The organism is Streptomyces sp. NPDC055243 (genome assembly GCF_044544025.1).
GTDB lineage: Bacteria > Actinomycetota > Actinomycetes > Streptomycetales > Streptomycetaceae > Streptomyces.
Genome location: NZ_JBITWR010000015.1, coordinates 208,201 through 225,125 on the forward strand (window position 1 = coordinate 208,201; position 16,925 = coordinate 225,125).

Annotated in this window: 18 protein-coding genes and 3 pseudogenes; 11 read left to right on the top strand and 10 right to left on the bottom strand. The window is 69.3% G+C overall.

From position 1 onward, the window contains the following. Nucleotides 1-41: 41 nt before the first annotated feature. A complete protein-coding gene (locus tag ACIGXX_RS34510) occupies nucleotides 42-1,328 on the bottom strand; it encodes an MFS transporter (protein WP_399981671.1) in 1,287 nt (428 codons plus the stop codon). Nucleotides 1,329-1,440: 112 nt separating this feature from the next. Here ACIGXX_RS34510 and ACIGXX_RS34515 point away from each other — a divergent pair, with 112 nt between their 5' ends. Together ACIGXX_RS34515 and ACIGXX_RS34520 are read left to right on the top strand one after the other, a co-directional pair. Beyond that, nucleotides 1,441-1,893: a helix-turn-helix domain-containing protein gene (locus ACIGXX_RS34515; RefSeq protein WP_351157871.1), complete on the top strand. Its 453-nt coding sequence runs from the start codon at nucleotides 1,441-1,443 to the stop codon at nucleotides 1,891-1,893. Between the two features lie 183 nt (nucleotides 1,894-2,076). Next, on the top strand, nucleotides 2,077-3,102 hold the full coding sequence (locus tag ACIGXX_RS34520) for a hypothetical protein (protein WP_351157873.1): 1,026 nt from the start codon (nucleotides 2,077-2,079) through the stop codon (nucleotides 3,100-3,102). A gap of 76 nt (nucleotides 3,103-3,178) precedes the next feature. On the opposite strand, the gene ACIGXX_RS34525 is transcribed toward ACIGXX_RS34520, so the two are convergent. Further along, entirely contained in the window at nucleotides 3,179-4,213 is a 1,035-nt protein-coding gene (locus ACIGXX_RS34525) for a pentapeptide repeat-containing protein (RefSeq protein ID WP_361471213.1), read from the bottom strand. Nucleotides 4,214-4,417: 204 nt separating this feature from the next. Between ACIGXX_RS34525 and ACIGXX_RS34530 the strand changes: the two genes are divergently transcribed. Both ACIGXX_RS34530 and ACIGXX_RS34535 read left to right on the top strand, forming a co-directional pair. Beyond that, nucleotides 4,418-4,735 carry a helix-turn-helix transcriptional regulator gene (locus ACIGXX_RS34530; RefSeq protein WP_351157877.1) on the top strand — a complete coding sequence of 106 codons (318 nt, stop codon included), beginning with the start codon at nucleotides 4,418-4,420 and terminating at the stop codon, nucleotides 4,733-4,735. Nucleotides 4,736-4,737: 2 nt separating this feature from the next. Further along, a complete protein-coding gene (locus ACIGXX_RS34535) occupies nucleotides 4,738-5,325 on the top strand; it encodes a hypothetical protein (protein WP_399981677.1) in 588 nt (195 codons plus the stop codon). Nucleotides 5,326-5,385: 60 nt separating this feature from the next. On the opposite strand, the gene ACIGXX_RS34540 is transcribed toward ACIGXX_RS34535, so the two are convergent. Both ACIGXX_RS34540 and ACIGXX_RS34545 read right to left on the bottom strand, forming a co-directional pair. Continuing rightward, complete coding sequence (locus tag ACIGXX_RS34540; protein WP_351157880.1) at nucleotides 5,386-5,655, bottom strand: hypothetical protein; 270 nt, start codon at nucleotides 5,653-5,655, stop codon at nucleotides 5,386-5,388. 9 nt (nucleotides 5,656-5,664) lie between these two features. Further along, complete coding sequence (locus tag ACIGXX_RS34545; protein ID WP_361471216.1) at nucleotides 5,665-5,865, bottom strand: hypothetical protein; 201 nt, start codon at nucleotides 5,863-5,865, stop codon at nucleotides 5,665-5,667. A 366-nt stretch (nucleotides 5,866-6,231) separates the two neighbouring features. Between ACIGXX_RS34545 and ACIGXX_RS34550 the strand changes: the two genes are divergently transcribed. The 3 genes from ACIGXX_RS34550 to ACIGXX_RS34560 all read left to right on the top strand — a co-directional run bounded on the left by ACIGXX_RS34550 (nucleotide 6,232) and on the right by ACIGXX_RS34560 (nucleotide 8,193). After that, entirely contained in the window at nucleotides 6,232-6,597 is a 366-nt protein-coding gene (locus tag ACIGXX_RS34550) for a cupin domain-containing protein (RefSeq protein WP_351157884.1), read from the top strand. A 536-nt stretch (nucleotides 6,598-7,133) separates the two neighbouring features. Beyond that, a complete protein-coding gene (locus tag ACIGXX_RS34555; RefSeq protein ID WP_351157886.1) occupies nucleotides 7,134-7,640 on the top strand; it encodes a response regulator in 507 nt (168 codons plus the stop codon). A gap of 214 nt (nucleotides 7,641-7,854) precedes the next feature. After that, nucleotides 7,855-8,193: a hypothetical protein gene (locus ACIGXX_RS34560; RefSeq protein WP_399981683.1), complete on the top strand. Its 339-nt coding sequence runs from the start codon at nucleotides 7,855-7,857 to the stop codon at nucleotides 8,191-8,193. A 264-nt stretch (nucleotides 8,194-8,457) separates the two neighbouring features. Here the strand turns inward: ACIGXX_RS34560 and ACIGXX_RS34565 are convergent, their stop codons facing one another. Further along, nucleotides 8,458-8,682: a hypothetical protein gene (locus ACIGXX_RS34565; protein ID WP_351157891.1), complete on the bottom strand. Its 225-nt coding sequence runs from the start codon at nucleotides 8,680-8,682 to the stop codon at nucleotides 8,458-8,460. Continuing rightward, nucleotides 8,633-8,965: a VanZ family protein gene (locus ACIGXX_RS34570; protein ID WP_399981687.1), complete on the bottom strand. Its 333-nt coding sequence runs from the start codon at nucleotides 8,963-8,965 to the stop codon at nucleotides 8,633-8,635. The genes ACIGXX_RS34565 and ACIGXX_RS34570 overlap by 50 nt, the downstream gene beginning before the upstream one ends. Here ACIGXX_RS34570 and ACIGXX_RS34575 point away from each other — a divergent pair. Beyond that, a pseudogene (locus tag ACIGXX_RS34575) lies at nucleotides 8,914-9,195 on the top strand (Rrf2 family transcriptional regulator); the annotation flags it as partial. The gene ACIGXX_RS34570 and the pseudogene ACIGXX_RS34575 overlap by 52 nt on opposite strands. 86 nt (nucleotides 9,196-9,281) lie before the next feature. Here ACIGXX_RS34575 and ACIGXX_RS34580 read toward each other — a convergent pair. Further along, a pseudogene (locus ACIGXX_RS34580) lies at nucleotides 9,282-9,380 on the bottom strand (carbohydrate ABC transporter permease); the annotation flags it as partial. 404 nt (nucleotides 9,381-9,784) lie between these two features. On the opposite strand from ACIGXX_RS34580, the gene ACIGXX_RS34585 reads away from it, so the two are divergent. Further along, the gene (locus tag ACIGXX_RS34585) at nucleotides 9,785-11,908 is read left to right on the top strand and encodes an NPCBM/NEW2 domain-containing protein (RefSeq protein WP_399981690.1); all 2,124 of its coding nucleotides are present in this window, start codon (nucleotides 9,785-9,787) and stop codon (nucleotides 11,906-11,908) included. 91 nt (nucleotides 11,909-11,999) lie between these two features. On the opposite strand, the gene ACIGXX_RS34590 is transcribed toward ACIGXX_RS34585, so the two are convergent. Continuing rightward, nucleotides 12,000-12,965 carry an ROK family protein gene (locus ACIGXX_RS34590; RefSeq protein WP_351157897.1) on the bottom strand — a complete coding sequence of 322 codons (966 nt, stop codon included), beginning with the start codon at nucleotides 12,963-12,965 and terminating at the stop codon, nucleotides 12,000-12,002. A 234-nt stretch (nucleotides 12,966-13,199) separates the two neighbouring features. Between ACIGXX_RS34590 and ACIGXX_RS34595 the strand changes: the two genes are divergently transcribed. Then, nucleotides 13,200-14,186: a LacI family DNA-binding transcriptional regulator gene (locus ACIGXX_RS34595; RefSeq protein WP_351157899.1), complete on the top strand. Its 987-nt coding sequence runs from the start codon at nucleotides 13,200-13,202 to the stop codon at nucleotides 14,184-14,186. Nucleotides 14,187-14,300: 114 nt separating this feature from the next. Here ACIGXX_RS34595 and ACIGXX_RS34600 read toward each other — a convergent pair whose 3' ends face one another. Next, the gene (locus ACIGXX_RS34600; RefSeq protein ID WP_366463038.1) at nucleotides 14,301-15,593 is read right to left on the bottom strand and encodes a DUF6986 family protein; all 1,293 of its coding nucleotides are present in this window, start codon (nucleotides 15,591-15,593) and stop codon (nucleotides 14,301-14,303) included. A gap of 229 nt (nucleotides 15,594-15,822) precedes the next feature. On the opposite strand from ACIGXX_RS34600, the gene ACIGXX_RS34605 reads away from it, so the two are divergent. Further along, nucleotides 15,823-16,719 (top strand): endonuclease/exonuclease/phosphatase family protein, encoded by an 897-nt coding sequence (locus tag ACIGXX_RS34605; RefSeq protein ID WP_399981696.1) that lies wholly within the window; start codon nucleotides 15,823-15,825, stop codon nucleotides 16,717-16,719. A gap of 56 nt (nucleotides 16,720-16,775) precedes the next feature. Here ACIGXX_RS34605 and ACIGXX_RS34610 read toward each other — a convergent pair. Beyond that, a pseudogene (locus ACIGXX_RS34610) lies at nucleotides 16,776-16,925 on the bottom strand (electron transfer flavoprotein subunit alpha/FixB family protein); the annotation flags it as partial.

Sequence of the window (16,925 nt, forward strand, 5' to 3'; positions counted from 1 at the left end):
TGGAGTGAATTGCCTGCTGGCCGGGCGTCAGGGCCGCGCGGTCACCTCGCCTGCGGGGTCCGGGGCACTGTGCCTGCGGGGTCCGGGATGCTGTGTCGAGTGCACGTCCACAACACGAGCCCGAGACAGCTGAACGCGGCTCCCAGAGCACAGACGGCGCCCCAACCGGCCACTGCGTAGAGGGAGGTGGCGGCGATGGCGCCGGTGGCACTGCCGATCGAGTAGAAGACCATGTATCCGCCGATCAACCGGCTGCCTGCCTCCGGGTGCAGGGCGTAGATCAGCGTCTGGTTGGTGACATGGACGGCCTGCACGGCGAGGTCGAGAAGGATCACCCCGACGGCCAGGGCCCAGAGCGAGCTGCGGGTGAAGGCCAAGGGCAGCCACGAGGCGGCAAGCAGCGCGAGGGCGATGCCGGTGGTCCGCCGGGAGAGCCCGCGGTCGTTCAGTCGGCCCGCGACGGTCGCGGCCAGGGCGCCGACGACACCGATGAGGCCCAGCGCCCCGATCGCACTGTGGGACAGGAAGTACGGGGCCTCGCTGAGCGGCAGCGCGACGCTGCTCCACAGGGTGCTGAAGGCGGCGAAGATCAGCAGGCCGAACAGGGCCCGGAGCCGCAGCAGTCGCTCCCGTGCGAACAGGGTGACCGTGGAGCGCAGGAGTTGTCCGTAGCGCAGGGTGGTCGGCGGGGCGTCACCGTGATCGCCGCGGTCATTGGGGCGCGGCAGTACGCGGTAGAGGACCAGGGCGAGCAGAGCGGTGAGCGATGCCGAGGCGACGTAGACGGCCCGCCAGCCCGCGAGGTCGGCGACCAGGCCGGATGCGGTGCGGGCGAGCAGGATGCCGATGACCACGCCGCTGGTGACCAGGCCGACGACCCGCCCGCGCCCGTCGGCAGGTGCCAGCGATGCCGCGAAGGCCACCAGCGTCTGCGTGACGACCGCGAGCAGACCGACCGCGGCCATGCCCGCGAGCAGGATCGCCGCGCTATGGGCGAGTGCGACCACGGCCAGCGCCGCCACCAGGAGCAGCAACTGGGCCACGATGAGCCGCCGGCGGTCGACCACGTCGCCCAGCGGCACGAGCAGGAAGAGGCCGAGGCCATAGCCGACATGCGTGAGGGTGACCACGCTGCCGACGAGCGCCGGGCTCATCGCCAGGTCGTGCCCCATGGTCACCAGGAGCGGCTGGGAGAAATAGACGTTGGCCACCGCTGCCCCACAGGCAACGGCGAACAACATGACGACGCCACGGGACAGGACGGCCGCGGAGCCTCCCCCGCCCGGGGCCTCGGTCGGTCGTGTCACAGCCGCACAGTCGCCGGCCATCAGCGCTCCTCCACTCACTTGGTTTCAACTTGCCACTAAGAAAGGAAGGCGAAGATAACCCCTCCTGGTAGCATGTTGCAACCAGTACGGGAATGAGGAACGGGGAGACACCATGGTGACCAGGACCCGCTTCGACGACAGCGAATGCCCCGTCGCCCGGTCGGTGGACGCGATCGGCGACTGGTGGTCCCTGCTGATCGTGCGGGACGCCTTCGACGGAAGCCGACGCTTCGGGGAGTTCCAGCGCAGCCTCGGCGTGGCGAAGAACATCCTCACCGCGCGCCTGCGCAGCCTGGTCGCCGGCGGCGTCCTCGAATCCGTCCCCGCCTCGGACGGCAGCGCCTACCGCGAGTACGTACTGACCCCGAAGGGCAAGGCACTCTTCCCCGTCATCGTGGCCCTGCGGCAGTGGGGCGAACAGAACTTCTTCGCCCCCGGCGAACCGCACTCACAGTTGGTCGACCGCCGAGAGGGACAGGGTCTGCGCGAACTGGAAGTACTGTCCGCGGACGGCCGCCGCCTGAACCCCGACGACACCACCGTCCACAAGGTCACGCCCCAGTGAACTGAGCCGCAGGGCCTGCGCTTCCCGCTCGGAAGGACTTGGCGTACGCACGCGCCGGTGGGTGCCGATTCCAGCAGCCCCGCCAAAGGTCGGGGCCCATGCAGAGAACCTCACGCCTCCCACCCAGCGTCCCCACCAGGAACGGACAAGGAACAGCACAGGAACAGACAGAAGGCTCACCCCATGAAGCGCACGACACCGCACGACCGCACCGCGCCACCGACAGGCGTGAGCCCACAACGCGGTGTCACCGCCACGGCGTTCGTCGCCCTGCGGCGGCATCGGGGCACGCTGGCGAGTGCGACGGTGCGTGTCGTCGGTCTGTCCGGACTGGCCGGGCTGCTGATGACGGCCGCGATATTCGCTCTCGCCTGGCCCCTCTTCACCCACATGCGAAACGAAGTCGTCCGGTACCACCAGCTCGAGGACCCCTACCTGCACGACCACACCGACCTGACACTGGTCGCCCTCTGGACGCTCCCGCTCTTCCTGCTCCTGTTCGGCATGGGCAGCGCGGCCCTGCAGAGCGTGTGCTCCCGAGCCGTCGTCGCGGCGGAGGCCCAGGCCCCCTCCGCGACGGACGATCGGCCTCAGGGCGCGATCCGCGCGCGGCTGCGCCCGGTGCTCACCGTGTACGCGCTGCGCGGCCTGATCGTCTGGCCTCTGCCGGTGCTCGTCGCGGTCGTGGCGGACCGTCTCACCGGCCTCCATCTCGACACCGAGGACGAGGTGCTGAAACGCGGAACGTGGCCCCACACACTCGTCGAGACCTCCCCGGCGGTGGCCCTGTTCGCCGCCGTACTGCTGCGCCTGGGGCTCGCCCTCGCCCCGGCCGCCGCGGCAGCCGGCCTCGGCCCCCGCGCGGCCCTGCGCCGTTCCTGGTCTCTGGCATGGAGGCGCGCAGGAGTGGTCCGCGTCCTCGCCCTCACACTGCTGCTGGCCGCGCTCAGCGCCGGGGTGCTCCGGCTGGTGGTGCAACTCGCCCTGCCCCTGCGCCCCCTCATACGAGGCCTTCTCGAAGACGCCACGGGCAACTTCTTCGCCGCCTACTACGCAGGCATCCTCGCCCCCGTCATCGTCGGCATCCTGATCACCGCGGCCCTGACCCTGCCCATCACCTGCACCGCCTTCGCGGCCCTGTACGACCGCCTGCAGCCGCCACGTCCCACTCCCCGACGCACCGGGGACACGGCAGCATCCACCGCCTGAATCCTGCCGCCCGCCGCGGGCCGCGGCCCTGTCCGGCCTCGGACCGCGGCGAGCGAACGGCCGCTCCTCGAACCGTCTATTGGCGCTCCCGCACTTCTCCAGCGTTCCGGGCCTCTTCCGCCCTGGCTTCGAGCCAGGCCGCGATGTCGTCGGGAAACCGGGTGGTTGCGTCGTGTCTGCCGGCGTCGACCTGATTGCGGGCCCACCCGTAGGCAGCGTCAGCCTGGAGGTGGAAGAGCATGGCGTCGTCCAGGACCGCATCGGTCACCGTGGCTCTCACCATGCGAGCCCATGAGAGGTCTGCTCGCGTGAGGTCGGCTTTGTTGAAGCTCGCGCGGTTCAGAGAGCATCCCCCGAGATTGGCGTCTCGAAGTCTGGCGTTCCGGAAGCTGCTGCGGTTGAGGGATGTGCCTGCGAGTTGGCAGTCCGACAGGTCAGCACCATCGAAGATGATCGAATCCAGGTCCAGGCTGTAGAGCTGGTACCCCCTGAGGTCGGTGTTGGAAAGGTCGATCGTCTTGTACAGCAGGACGCTCAGCCCGTTCCTGGGGTTTCTGCCGATCACCGTGATCGCGGCGTGAATATCGGCTCGGTGCACTGATTGCCCCTCGCCGCCCTCGGCAGTCGTTCTGGGGGACTGGGTCCGCACGAACGCGGCCAGGACTTCGGCCACAGTCCAGTGGTCCTTCTCGCTGTCACGCATGATGCGCCCGAGGCTGTAGATGCCGCCGAGCCGTTGGGTGATGTTGTCAGAAGCCAGCAGCTTGATCGCTTCCACGTACCGGTCGGTGACTTGGCCTTCACGGGTGAGCTCCGCTTGCTCACGATCCTTTGCTCGCGTGTGCTGGAAGAGCCGTTCGGTCTGTTTATGGCTCTGGTGCGTGTACCAGAGGCCGACCCCGGCGATGGCTCCGGCGGCCACTGCGATGAACGCTGTGCGGAGCCCGGTGATGATGATGCCCGCGGACGAGTAGAGGTTGCCCTCATCGTCTTTGATGTGGCCGCCTTCGATGAGCCACGGCACCCAGATGACGGCCGCGATGAAACCGAGTGCCCCGCCACCGATGGCCGCCCACTGCCAAGGCCTGAGCTTCTGCTGGGACTCATCCATGCCGGGCATGATGTCCGTCTGCAGCCGTCGGCATGCGGTGAACCCGCTTGTTCAGAGCTGGGGTTGAGGTTCAGCTCGACGGATTCACAGGAGAGGCGCTCACGCCCTGGAGGCCCCCGAGTGGCCCCGAGGGCCCGTCGGTCCCGTCACCAGGGAGCGTACTTCGTTCTCGACATACGCTCCGCCGAGTGCTGTACTCCTGACATGACCTCAATTCGCCTTACACGCCCGACACTTGAGGTGATCAAGGTGTTGTTGGCGTCCACCTCCAACGACCCGGCCTGGGGGCTGAAGATCTGTCAGGAGGCCGAGCTCGGCTCTGGAACCGTGTACCCGATCCTCGACCGGCTGGAGAGGCAGGGGTTGGTCGCAGGTTCCGTGGAGTCGGATCCGCACCCCGGCCGTCCCGCCCGGCGGTTCTACGAGCTCACGGGTGCCGGACGCACGTGGGCCTCGTCCGCACTTGCTGAACGGGCCGCCCGGTACGGTCGCCGTCCTGGCTTCGCAGGAGGTGGCACGTAGCCATGCCTTTGGTGGCACTGATCGCCGCGGTCTTTGTGGTGGGATTCGAGCAGATCGTGCAATGGCAGTTCGGCACGCTGGCGGTCGTAGGGGTCCTCCTCCTCACCATCGGCATCAAAGCGAAGTCGGACCAACTGGCCGATCTGCGGGTTCCACGAAGGGCGATGTCGTTGGCCGCAGCGCTCGCGGGGCGTCGGCGTCCGCATCTTCGCGCGGACTGGGCAGCCGTACTCGCCGGAGATCCTGAGTCCGGGCAGACCCTGTCGAGCTGGGCTCAGCTTCGGCTGTCGTTCGGTTTCCTCGGCGCCGCGATCCGCATGCGCCTGAGTGATCTGTGCGGCCCCTTGTGGGTTCCGGTGGAGTGGCTGTTGCGGGTGGAGCGCCGCACGAACACGGCGATTGCCCTGGTGGTCGGCGCTCAGTCGGTGTACATCGTCGGGGACGGCGGTCTACCGGCTCTCGTCACGGAGATCTGGGAGCCGTGCGCCATCCTCGGCGGCGCCCTGTATGTGTTGGCGCGGTGGTTGCGCCGGATCCGCGAGATCGAGCTGGCCGCGGCCCGCACGGATGACCCGCCCGGCGAGCAGTAGCCCACTTGTACGCGACGCGTGTCCTCGCTCCGCACGTCCCGGGTGGGGCGCGGTCCTGGCTCAGGCTTCGAAGTACGCCACGGTGACGATGGTGCGTCGGATGGTCATCGTGTAGATGATGCGGACGCTGGTGCCGGATGCCCGGTACTCCCACATGATCCCGCCGTTTTCGGTGCGGGTGCGGACGAAGCCGATGGTGGGGTCGGCGGCGATGGCGGCCAGGGCGCGGTCCACGGAGATCTCTTCGGCCGGCGTGAAGCGGCCGGCCTGTGCGACGGCGGTGGGGCCGAGGACGATGCGGGCTCCGGGCCTGCTGTGCTGGGGCGCCATGGCGCCTGATTATGCCGCGTGGTCGCTGACGTCGATGCCGTGTTTGGCGTAGAGGCCGACGCGGAGGTCTTCCCAGTCAGCGGTGGGCGTGCCGCCGTCACGGACGCTCAGCCAGTAGGCGGCGAGCTCGTCGTTGCCGGATTCGCGGGCGGCGTCGATGGTCTCGTCGAGGTCGACGAGCTCCTCGGTGGTCCACGGCTGGCTGCTCATGCCGCCCTCCCAGGCTGTGGAATCACGGGTGGAATCACGGGTGGTGATTCCCGGTTGGCATTCGGATGGTAGCGCGCCGGATATCCGGGGGATGTCACTCCTGCCGTTCTGGCAGGTCAGGCGCGTCTGCGCCTGAACCAACGTCCGTGTCCGTGCCTGAATCGACGTCCGAATCGGCGCCTCGATCAACACAGCAAGTAGGAGACCCGACCCCCTCGGTGACCCGGCAGTCCCCCAGGTGGCGTCCCCCGGTTGACAGGCAGACGATGGAATGAAGGGGTCGGCTGGCGATGACGTCGGCCGTGGGTCACGCGGCGGCGACAACTGACTCCGGAACGTTGCACGGCCCGAACGGAGGAAGTCGTCATGATCGAGGTCAAGGCGGTCGAAAAGCCGGATGAGCGCCGCGATTTCCCCCGCGGCCACCTGGAAGCCGTACATCTCACCGGACTGGACTTCGCCGTGGGCAACTTCGAGCCCGGCTGGCGCTGGTCCGAGTCCGTGGCCCCGCTCGCGGGGACCGAGAGCTGCCAGATCCATCACAACGGCTATGTCGTCCAGGGGCGGATGCACATCCGCATGGACGACGGAGGCGAGGTCGAAGTCGGGCCGGGCGATGTCTTCGTGTGCTCGCCCGGACACGATGCCTGGGTGGTGGGTGAGGAACCGGTCGTGGTGTACGACTTCGCGGGTGGCATGGCACAGGAGTACGCGAAGGCGGCGCAGGGATAGCCGCGACGCATACAGGTCACTCCCGGGCTCGGGCCCGGGCGTCCAGCCCTGCTCCGCACCCGATGACCCGAACTCGACACCACACCCGATGGCCCGAACTCGCCTGCCTGCGTGAGGAATGCGTCGTACGGAATACGGCGTGAGGAATGCGGAGGCCATCCACCCTGATCAGGAGCAAGCTGACGGCAGGAGCGGCCGCGGCGAGCTCCCTCGGCCGCGGCCGACCCGCCTCGACCATGGGGCGGCAATGCGGGATCGAACACGCCTCCATGGGAGTCCGGGACCGGTGGCATCAGCGGAGATCAACCCATGCGGTTCGATGCCACCGGCTCTACGCCCGCACGTCTTCCCAGAGCGGCGCCACTGACACAAGTTGAAACGGGAACTCCCCCCTCTTGCCTTCCGGCGGGAGGGGGCTGACTGTTGTGGCCGGTGTTCTCCTCGTGGCCGTTGAAGCATCAACTCCCACGCGAGGAAGGATTCTTCAACTCGTCCTAGGCATAGCCTGGTTACGTCAGTGAGAGGGGCCCGAGGCGATGCCAACGCACTCCAAGATCCTCGTCGTCGATGACCACGAGGACACGCTGTTCGCGCTGGAAAGCGCGCTGGCCCCCCTCGGCTACGAACTGGGGCGCGCGACCAACGGTGACGACGCCCTGCGGGAGCTCCTGCGGGGCAATGTCGGTCTCGTACTGCTGGATCTGCGCATGCCGGGCGTCGGCGGCCTGGACGTCGTGCGCTACATGCACCGCCTGGATCAGACGCGGTCGATCCCCATCGTCCTGCTGACCGGCTACAGCGTGAGCCGCGAGGTGTCAGCCGCGGCGTACCTGCTCGGGGTGGCCGACGTTGTTCTCAAGCCCATCGACCCGTTGACCCTGCGCACCAAGATTCGTTATCTCTTCGAGACGTATCAGCGGCTGCAAGCGATGCAGCGGGAACTCGAGGACTTACGGGCGCAGTTGAAGGACGGGGCCGCCTTCCGCACGAACAACACCCCTCTTGACCCGCAGTGCACCTCCGACCCACCCGGCCGCCACTAGGGGCGTGTTCCGGGCTGAGTGGCAGAAAGCGGCTGAGTGGCAGAAAGGGGCGGAAAGGCGGTACTGAATCCGTCGCCCTACGTCGCTTCACCGATCTCGTGCGGCTCCGACCGGGTGGCAGTGGGGCGTCGAGGCCGTGGGATGCCGCCGCCCGCCCGTCGAAGGCCGCACACTCCAAGGGCGGCCTGCCCCCCACCGATTTCGGAGCTTCGTCATGCCCCAGTCCTCCACCGGACCGACCGAAGCGAACACCTTCCTGGCCGTATGCGGTCACACACACCTCTTCCCCGGCGCTCACTGCCGCCTGCTGGGGCTCTCCGACCCCACGGCCTTTGCGGCAGAGCCGTGGCCGATCGACGTGGAACTGCGGCTTTCCGATGACGTGGTCACCGAGGCGCAGCTGCGCGCCGACTCGATGGGCCCCGTGCTCACCGTCTCGGCCTACACCACCGGCGCGGGCACGCCGATCGGCGGCCGCACTTGGCTGATCCGGGAGTTCGCCCAGTCGGGAGACGACATCGAGGTGACGATCGGTGGTCATGCCTCGGCCTGAGCTGTGGTCCGGGGAAGCGGCAGACCGCCCGCCCTGGCGGGGGTTTCGCGGTGTCGGCGTCAGCGTCGTCGTCGCTGGATGTCGTAGATCCGCACGGTGCGCCGTTCCTGATGGACGGCCATGAGCGCGGTGACCTGGGGCCGGATGAGCCGGCGGTGGATGCCGTCGTCGACGCCCCAGGGCTCAGTGGCTGCGACCGGGTCGTGTCTTCAAAGAAGTGCACGGTCAGTACGGCGGCACAGTGGCGCCCGCTGAGTCATTGCCCTATTCGTCGATCCAGACGATCCGTGTCCTGCCGCCGTGGCCGTGGATGGTTTCGACATCGTCCATGGATGCGTAGATGGCGGTCGAGGTCGTCTCGGTCAGCCATCGCAGGGCGACGGTGCCATCGGTGAACTCGATGCCTTCGACGATGACGCCGACGCCGGAAACGCCGGTCTCATCGATGTCGCGCACCATCATGAAGCGGCGGGGATGTTGGTCGGTCATACGGGCTCCTTGGCGGGCCGTGGCGGGCTCCTTCAGTACCGCGCCCTGTCACCAGCCAAGCCCCGGCGGCCAGCAGGCAGCCCACCAGTCCGCCGACGGTGTTGAAAATGACGTCGCCGACATCGACGACCCGGCCGGCGTTCATGACGAACTGCTCTGCCTCGATGCCGGCACTCAAGGCAGAGCAGCCCACGACGATCGTGAGAGCCGATGGGCGACGGGCCGCCGCGTAGGCGAAGAGGCCGAGGGGAGTCCCGGCGGGGCGTGGGCGCGGGCTGGTCACTGGCGCGCGAGCTGGAGTCGATGACCCTGCTCGACGTGTACGAGGCAGTGGAACCCGGCCCGCTGTTCGCGATGCACCGCACCACCCCGGACCAGGGATGCGTGGTGGGTTACGGCATCCAGCCGGCGATGCAGGGCATCTACGACGGCATCGAGGAAACCCTGCGGCACGAGCTGGCCCGCGTCACGCTCGCGGACGTACTCCGGGACGTACTCGCGGCACCTCGCTAGCCACCCCGTTACGCCCCGGCATCACCAAGATCCCCATCCGCACCCACACCCGCATCCGCATCCGCATCCGCTGTCGCCACACCCCCTCACCCCTTGCTCGACCCCAACCTCAGCCCCGCGATGAAGTGCCGCTGCAGGAGCAGGAAGACCAGCACCGTGGGCAGCGCCACCAGGACCGAGCCGGCGTGCCCTGCAGATAGCGCGTGATGTTCTGCTGGAACTCGCTGTGCCACCCGGGCCGTCGCCGCGGGCCGTGAGCAGGGCCGGAAGAGTGACCGCTCCGGCTCCGGCGGCCGCACCGCACAGGACATTCCGCAGGGACATCCGATGTCCTGCCATGCTTCGAGACGTGGCAGGACCCATGAACGATGACTGCGCCATGCCCCCCTCCTCGGGGTGCAACCGAACACAACCGAACGCGAGGGTTGCGATACCACTACCAAGTGCCTTACCAGCCAAGGGTTTTGGCGTTCGGGTCCTCGAACCGTTGCGACCCTCTTCCAACAGAGTCGAACACGGCCTACCGTAAGCGCGCACCTCTGACACGTACGCAGTCCCCCAACTTCTGCGAGTACGGAGGAATGTAACGATGCGTCATACCTCACCCCTCACAACGCGTCGAAGAGTCGTCGGGTCGCTGGCCGCCGCACTGCTGTGTGCCGCAGGGCTCGCGGCGCCGGCGGCGGCCCGTGACGCGGGCGGTGCGGCCGAGAGGCCCTTCATGCCCTCCACCACCGAGCCGCAGACCGCCGAGTCGCAGACCACCAGGTCACAGGGCGCCGGGGCACAGGCCGCCGGGACACGCGCTCCCGACGCGAAGCTCCCCGACGGTCTCGCCCTCACCCCGCCCATGGGCTTCAACAACTGGAACTCCACGCATTGCAGGGCCGAGTTCGACGAGGCGATGGTCAAGGGAATCGCGGACATCTTCGTCGAGAAGGGCCTCAAGGACGCCGGCTATCAGTACGTCAATCTCGACGACTGCTGGGCACTGCCCCAGCGGGACGCCAACGGCAAACTGGTGCCCGACCCCAAGCGATTCCCCAACGGAATCAAGGCGGTTGCCGATTACGTGCACGCCAAGGGACTCAAGCTCGGCATCTACACCAGCGCCGGCACCAAGACCTGCAGCGACATCGGATTCCCCGGAGCACTCGGCCATGAGGTCAGCGACGCACGGCAGTTCGCCGACTGGGGCGTCGACTACCTCAAGTACGACAACTGCAACAACCAAGGCGTCGACGCCAAGAAGCGGTACATCGCCATGCGCGACGCGCTGAAGGCCACCGGGCGCCCCATCGTCTACAGCATCTGCGAGTGGGGAGAGAACAAGCCCTGGGAGTGGGCCGCCGACGTCGGCCATCTGTGGCGCACCACCGGCGACATCAGCGACAACTGGAGCTCGATGCTGTCGATCATGAAGCAGAACCTGCCGCTCGCCGAGCACGCGGGTCCGGGCCGCTGGAACGACCCGGACATGCTCGAGGTGGGCAATGGCGGCATGACCGGCACCGAGTACCGCACGCACTTCTCGATGTGGTCGATCATGGCAGCCCCGCTGCTCATCGGCTCCGACCTGCGCAAGGCCACCCCCGAGACCTTCGAGATCATCGGCAACAAGGAAGTCATCGCCGTCGACCAGGACCCGCTGGGCAAGCAGGGCAAGGTGCTCTCCTCCCAGGACGGCCGCTGGGTCGTCGCCAAGGAGATGAAGGACGGCAGCCGCACGGTCGCGCTCTTCAACGAGACGGGCAGCGCCCAGTCGATCGCCACGTCGGCCAAGGCCGTCGGGCTCCCGGAGGCCGACGGGTACACGCTGCGCGACCTGTGGCAGCACAAGAGCTACAACACGGCGGGCGCGATCGCGGCGACCGTCCCCGCGCACGGCACCGTGCTGCTGCGCGTCGCGGCGGACGGCAAGTGGGCCAAGAACCCTTCGGCGGTCGAACTCGGCCTGGACGGAGCGCCGTTGGTGGAGGCCGGCAAGCCGGAGAAGCTGACGTCGAAGGTCACCAATCTCGGCCGCACCCCCGCGCGGAAGGTGTCCGTCACCTTCGCCGGCCCCTCCGGCTGGCGCATCAAGGCGACCTCGCCCTCGACCGCGAGCTCCTTGCGTACGGGCACGTCGCTGCGTACGTCGTGGTCGGTGAGCGCACCGCAGGGCGCGGCCCCGGGAGCGTACGACCTGACGCTCAAGACCAGCTACCGCTCCCCCGGCGGCACCCGCGCCCAGAGCGTGCTGCCGCTGACGGCCCATGTCGTCGTGGCGCCGCCCGCGGGCAACTCGGCGGTCAGTGACCTGCCGTGGATGTCGGCGGTCAATGGCTGGGGCCCTGTCGAGAAGGACACCAGCAACGGCGAGAGCGCGGCGGGCGACGGCAATCCGCTCACCATCGGCGGGGTCGTCCACGCCAAGGGGCTCGGGGTGCACGCCGCGAGCTCCGTCGAGTACTACACCGGCGCCTCCTGCGAGAAGGTCAGCGCGAAGGTGGGCGTCGACGACGAGAAGGACCCGAAGGGAACGGTCACCTTCGAGATCTGGGCGGACGGCAAGAAGGCCGCGTCGACCGGCGTCCTCACCAACGCCGATGCGGCGAAGAGCCTTTCGGCGGACGTGCGCGGCGCCCAGATCGTGCGCCTGGTCGTCACGGACGGCGGTGACGGCAGGGACTCCGACCACGCGGACTGGGCGGAGCCGGTGCTCAGCTGCTGAATCCGGCACATCGTCAACCGCGGGCCGGGCTGGTGCACTTCAGCCCGGCCCGCACTCGGACGAACTGGCGGGCGGCAGCCCCCAGGGACGGTCAGCTGCCCACAGCGGGGTGCAGGTCCACGGCCCTGTCCTCCTGGCTGAGCGCGGCCGCCGCGGCCCCCACGAGACCCGCGTCCGTCCCCATCAAGGCCGGGCCCACGGTCAGATGGCGTACGAACGAGAGCGTGGCGTAGTCCCGCAGGGACCGGCGCAGCGGGTCGAAGAGGACGTTGCCCGCCTTCGCCACCCCGCCGCCGATCACGGCGATGTCGATCTCGACGAGCGTGGCCGTGGCGGCGATGCCCGCGGCGAGCGCCTGGGCCGCCCGCTCGAAGGAGGCGACGGCGACCGGGTCCCCGGCCCGTGCGGCGACGGCCACCGCGGCGGCGGACGTGTCGCCGTCGGCGCCCGGCCGCCAGCCGCCCTCCAGGGCGCGCCGTGCGATGTTGGGCCCGCTCGCTATGCGCTCCACGCACCCGCGCGCGCCGCACGGGCAGGGGTCGCCGTCCAGATCGACGCTGATGTGACCGATGTGACCCGCGTTGCCGGTGGGGCCGGGGTGCAGCTTGCCGCCGAGGATCAGTCCGCCGCCGACGCCGGTGGACACCACCATGCACAGCGCGTTGTCGTGGCCGCGGGCCGCGCCCTGCCAGTGCTCGGCCGCCGTCATCGCGACGCCGTCGCCGACCAGCTCGACCGGCAGTCCGCCGGTGGCCGCGCGCACCCGCTCGACCAGCGGGTAGCCGCGCCACCCGGGGACGTTGACGGGGCTGACCGTGCCCGCGGAGGCGTCCACGGGGCCCGCGCTGCCGATGCCGACCGCGCGCGCCCTGCCCCACAGCGGGGAGTGCGTGAGCTCGCCGACGACCTCTTCGACCGCCCGCATCACGGTGTCGCCGTCCTCGCGCGCGGGCGTGGGCCGCTGGGCACGCAGCAGGATCCGGCCGCGGCCGTCCACCAGGGCGCCGGCGATCTTGGTGCCGCCGATGTCGAGTGCGGCGACGAGGTCCGTGTGCATCAGTGTCAGATCTCCTGGTGAAAGGGCAGGCCGCTCCCCCGGTGAAAGGGCAGGCCGGAGAATGCGATGGACAGTCTCTCTTGCATCTGACAACGTTGTCCAGGTTCTATGCTCGACGCCACATCACTTACGCACCACTTCAGCTCACCATCGTCGACGACAGGACAGCGCACCGTGGCCGAGACCGCCAGCCGACCCGAGCGACCCGAACCCCGCTACGGCAACCGTCCGACCATGAAAGACGTCGCCGCACGCGCCGGAGTCGGCCTCAAGACGGTCTCCCGCGTCGTGAACGGCGAGGCGGGTGTCACCCCCGACACCGAGCGCCGCGTCCAGGAGGCCATCGACGCCCTGGGCTTTCGCCGCAACGACAGCGCGCGGGTGCTGCGCAAGGGCCGCACGGCCAGCATCGGCCTGGTCCTCGAAGACCTCGCCGACCCCTTCTACGGCCCGCTCAGCCGCGCCGTGGAGGAAGTGGCCCGCGCCCACGGCGCGCTGCTCATCAACGGCTCGAGCGCCGAAGACCCCGACCGCGAGCAGGAGTTGGTGCTCGCGCTGTGCGCGCGCCGGGTCGACGGCCTGGTCGTCATCCCCGCCGGTGACGACCACCGCTATCTGGAGCCGGAGATCGCCGCCGGGGTCGCCACCGTCTTCGTCGACCGCCCCGCCGGGAAGATCGACGCCGATGTCGTGCTCTCCGACAGCTTCGGCGGCGCCCGCGACGGCGTCGCCCACCTCATCGCCCACGGCCACCGCCGCATCGGCTTCATCGGCGACCAGCCGCGCATCCACACCGCCATAGAGCGCCTGCGCGGCTACCGCGCGGCCATGGAGGACGCGGGCATCCCCGTCCAGGAGGAGTGGATGTCCCTGGGCATCACCTCGCCGGACCGCGTGGGACCGGCCACCCGGGCGATGCTGAGCGGCCCCGACCCCGTCACGGCGATCTTCGCGGGCAACAACCGTGTGACGGTGACGGTCGTGCGGGTCCTCGCCGGGCACTCCCACCCCGTGGCCCTCGTCGGCTTCGACGACATCGAGCTTGCGGACCTGCTGCAGCCGGGGGTGACCGTCGTCGCCCAGGACGCGGCGCAGCTGGGCCGTACCGCCGCGGAGCGCCTGTTCCGTCAGCTGGACGGCGCCTCCGACGCCCCTGAGCGCATCGAGCTCCCGACGCGGCTGATCAAGCGCGGATCGGGCGAACTGCCGCCTGCGGGCTGACAGTTGGCGGTTGGCGGTTGGCAGTACGCCCGAAGGCACCGCTGCCCCGCTCCTGTGACGCCACTTTTCGTGGCTCACAGACTACGGGGCAGGGGTGACAGGGCGAGCCGGGAGTTACTTGCCGTGCGGCGTGAGGTCCCCGCGGCGCGGGCCGGAGAAGCTCTGCAGGCGGGCCAGCGTCAGGCCGGTGAGCCGGGTGACCTCGCCGACGTCCAGGGCGCCGCAGTCCAGGCCGCGCAGCAGGTAGCCGGCGAGCGCCTTGGCCGAGGCCGGCTCGTCCGCCACGTCGCCGCCCTCACGGTGGGCCGCGTAGGCGGACAGGCGCGCGGCGGCCTGCTCGAAGCCCTCGCGGTAGAAGGCGAACACGGCGGCGTAGCGGGTGGGGATGTGGCCGGGGTGCATGTCCCAGCCCTGGTAGTAGGCGCGGGCCAGGGCGCGGCGCGTGAGGCCGTAGTGCAGGCGCCAGGCGTCGTGGACCTTCTCGGTGGTGCCGATGGGCAGGACGTTGGTGGAGCCGTCCGAGACGCGGACGCCGGTGCCCGCAGCGGCGACCTGCATGATCGCCTTGGCGTGGTCGGCGGCCGGGTGGTCGCTGGTCTGGTAGGCGGCGCTGACGCCGAGGCAGGCGCTGTAGTCGAACGTGCCGTAGTGCAGGCCGGTGGCGCGGCCCTCGGCGGCGCCGATCATGCGGGCCACGGTGGCGGTGCCGTCGGCGGCCAGGATGGACTGACTGGTCTCGATCTGGATCTCGAAGCCGATCCGGCCCGCCTCCAGGCCACGCGCCTTCTCGAACTCCTCCAGGAGGCGCACCATCGCGGTGACCTGCTCGGGGTAGGTCACCTTGGGCAGCGTAAGGACCAGGCCGTCGGGCAGGCCGCCGGCCTCCATGAGGCCGGACAGGAAGATGTCGAGGGTGCGGATGGCGCGGTCGCGCACGTTCTCCTCGAAGCACTTCATGCGGATGCCCATGTACGGGGCGGCTGTGCCGTTCTTGTAGGCCTCGGAGATCAGGCGGGCCGCGCGGGCGGCGTCCTGGTCCTCGTCCGCACCCTTGTAGCCGTCCTCGAAGTCGATGCGCAGGTCCTCGACGGGCTCGCGCTCCAGCTTGGCGCGTACGCGGTCGTAGACCGGCGCGGCGAGGTCGTCGGCCAGACCGAGGACGGACGCGAAGGTGGCGGCGTCCGGAGCGTGCTCGTCGAGGGACTTCAGAGCCTGGTCGCCCCACGTACGAATGGTGTCGGCGCCGAAGAGCTCACCGGGGACGTACACGGTGTGGACCGGCTGGCGGGTGCCCGGGTCTCCGGGATAGCGGCGCTCCAGCTCCGCGTCCACCGGGGCGAGGGAAGCGCTGATGCCCTCGCTGACCGCGCCCGCGAGACTCGTTGCCACCTTCTCTTGCTGACCCATTCCTGCACCCTCCACACGCTCAGGACCACACACTCAGGACCACTCAGGACTGTCAGAACTTCCGCTTCACGGAATCAACAATCCGCATGCCGAAGTTATCCGGCGACCTTCCCGCTGGTCAACACCCTCTCGTCTGCCGGACCGCGTCCGTTCACCCGTGTCTCAGATCCTGCTTCCGCACTCGCCCGCCCGCACCTCATCCTGACCCTCACCCCTTGAAGGAGACCGCGTGCCGAACGACACCCGAGTTTCGCGCCGCCTGGGCCTGCAGACAGCGCTCGCCGCGGTGGCGGTGCCCTTGTTCACCACCGCACTGTCCGCCTCCCCCGCGCACGGGGTTGAGCGCGCGGGGCGCCGACTGGAGGTCATGTCGTTCAACCTCCGCTACGCGAGCACCACGCCGCCCAACACCTGGGCCGACCGGCGCCCGGTGACCCGGGAACTGCTGCGCCGCGCGCGTCCTCATGTCATCGGCACCCAAGAAGGCCTCTACCAGCAGGTGCGGGACATCGCCGAGGACCTGGGCCCGCACTACGACTGGATCGGCACCGGCCGGGCGGGCGGCAGCCGCGACGAGTTCATGAGCGTCTTCTACGACACCCGCAGACTCGCGCCGATCGCGTACGACCACTACTGGCTCTCCGACACCCCCGACGTCATCGGATCGAACACGTGGGGCGGCGGCTCCATCCGCATGGTCACCTGGGTCCGCTTCCACGACCTGCGCACGGACAGCGAGCTGTACGTCCTCAACACCCACCTGGACAACGCGAGTCAGTACGCACGCGCGCGTGCCGCGAGTTTGATTTCCGAACGGATCGCGGCCCTCGACCCGTCCCTGCCGCTCCTGGTCACCGGTGACTTCAATGTCGCGGCCCACAAGAACCCGGTCTACGACACGCTGCTGGGCGCCGGCCTCGTCGACACCTGGGACGCGGCGGCCGAGCGCAGCAAGGCGTACGCCACCTTCCACGGCTACAAGCCGCTGAAGCCCGACGGCGACCGGATCGACTGGATCCTGGCGACGCCCGCGGTGCGGGTCCACTCGGCGGCCATCAACACCTTCTCGCTGGGCGGGCAGTTCCCGAGCGACCATCTGCCGGTGCAGGCGAGTCTGACCCTGTGACGCGCCGAGGCCCTCACCCCGCGGCTGCGGGGTGAGGGCCTCGTACGTCGATGAGCTCAGCCCTTGCGGGTGTTGACCTCTTCGGTGAGCTGGGGGACGACGTCGAAGAGGTCGCCGACCACGCCGTAGTCGACCAGGTCGAAGATCGGGGCCTCGGCGTCCTTGTTGATCGCCACGATCGTCTTGGAGGTCTGCATGCCCGCCCG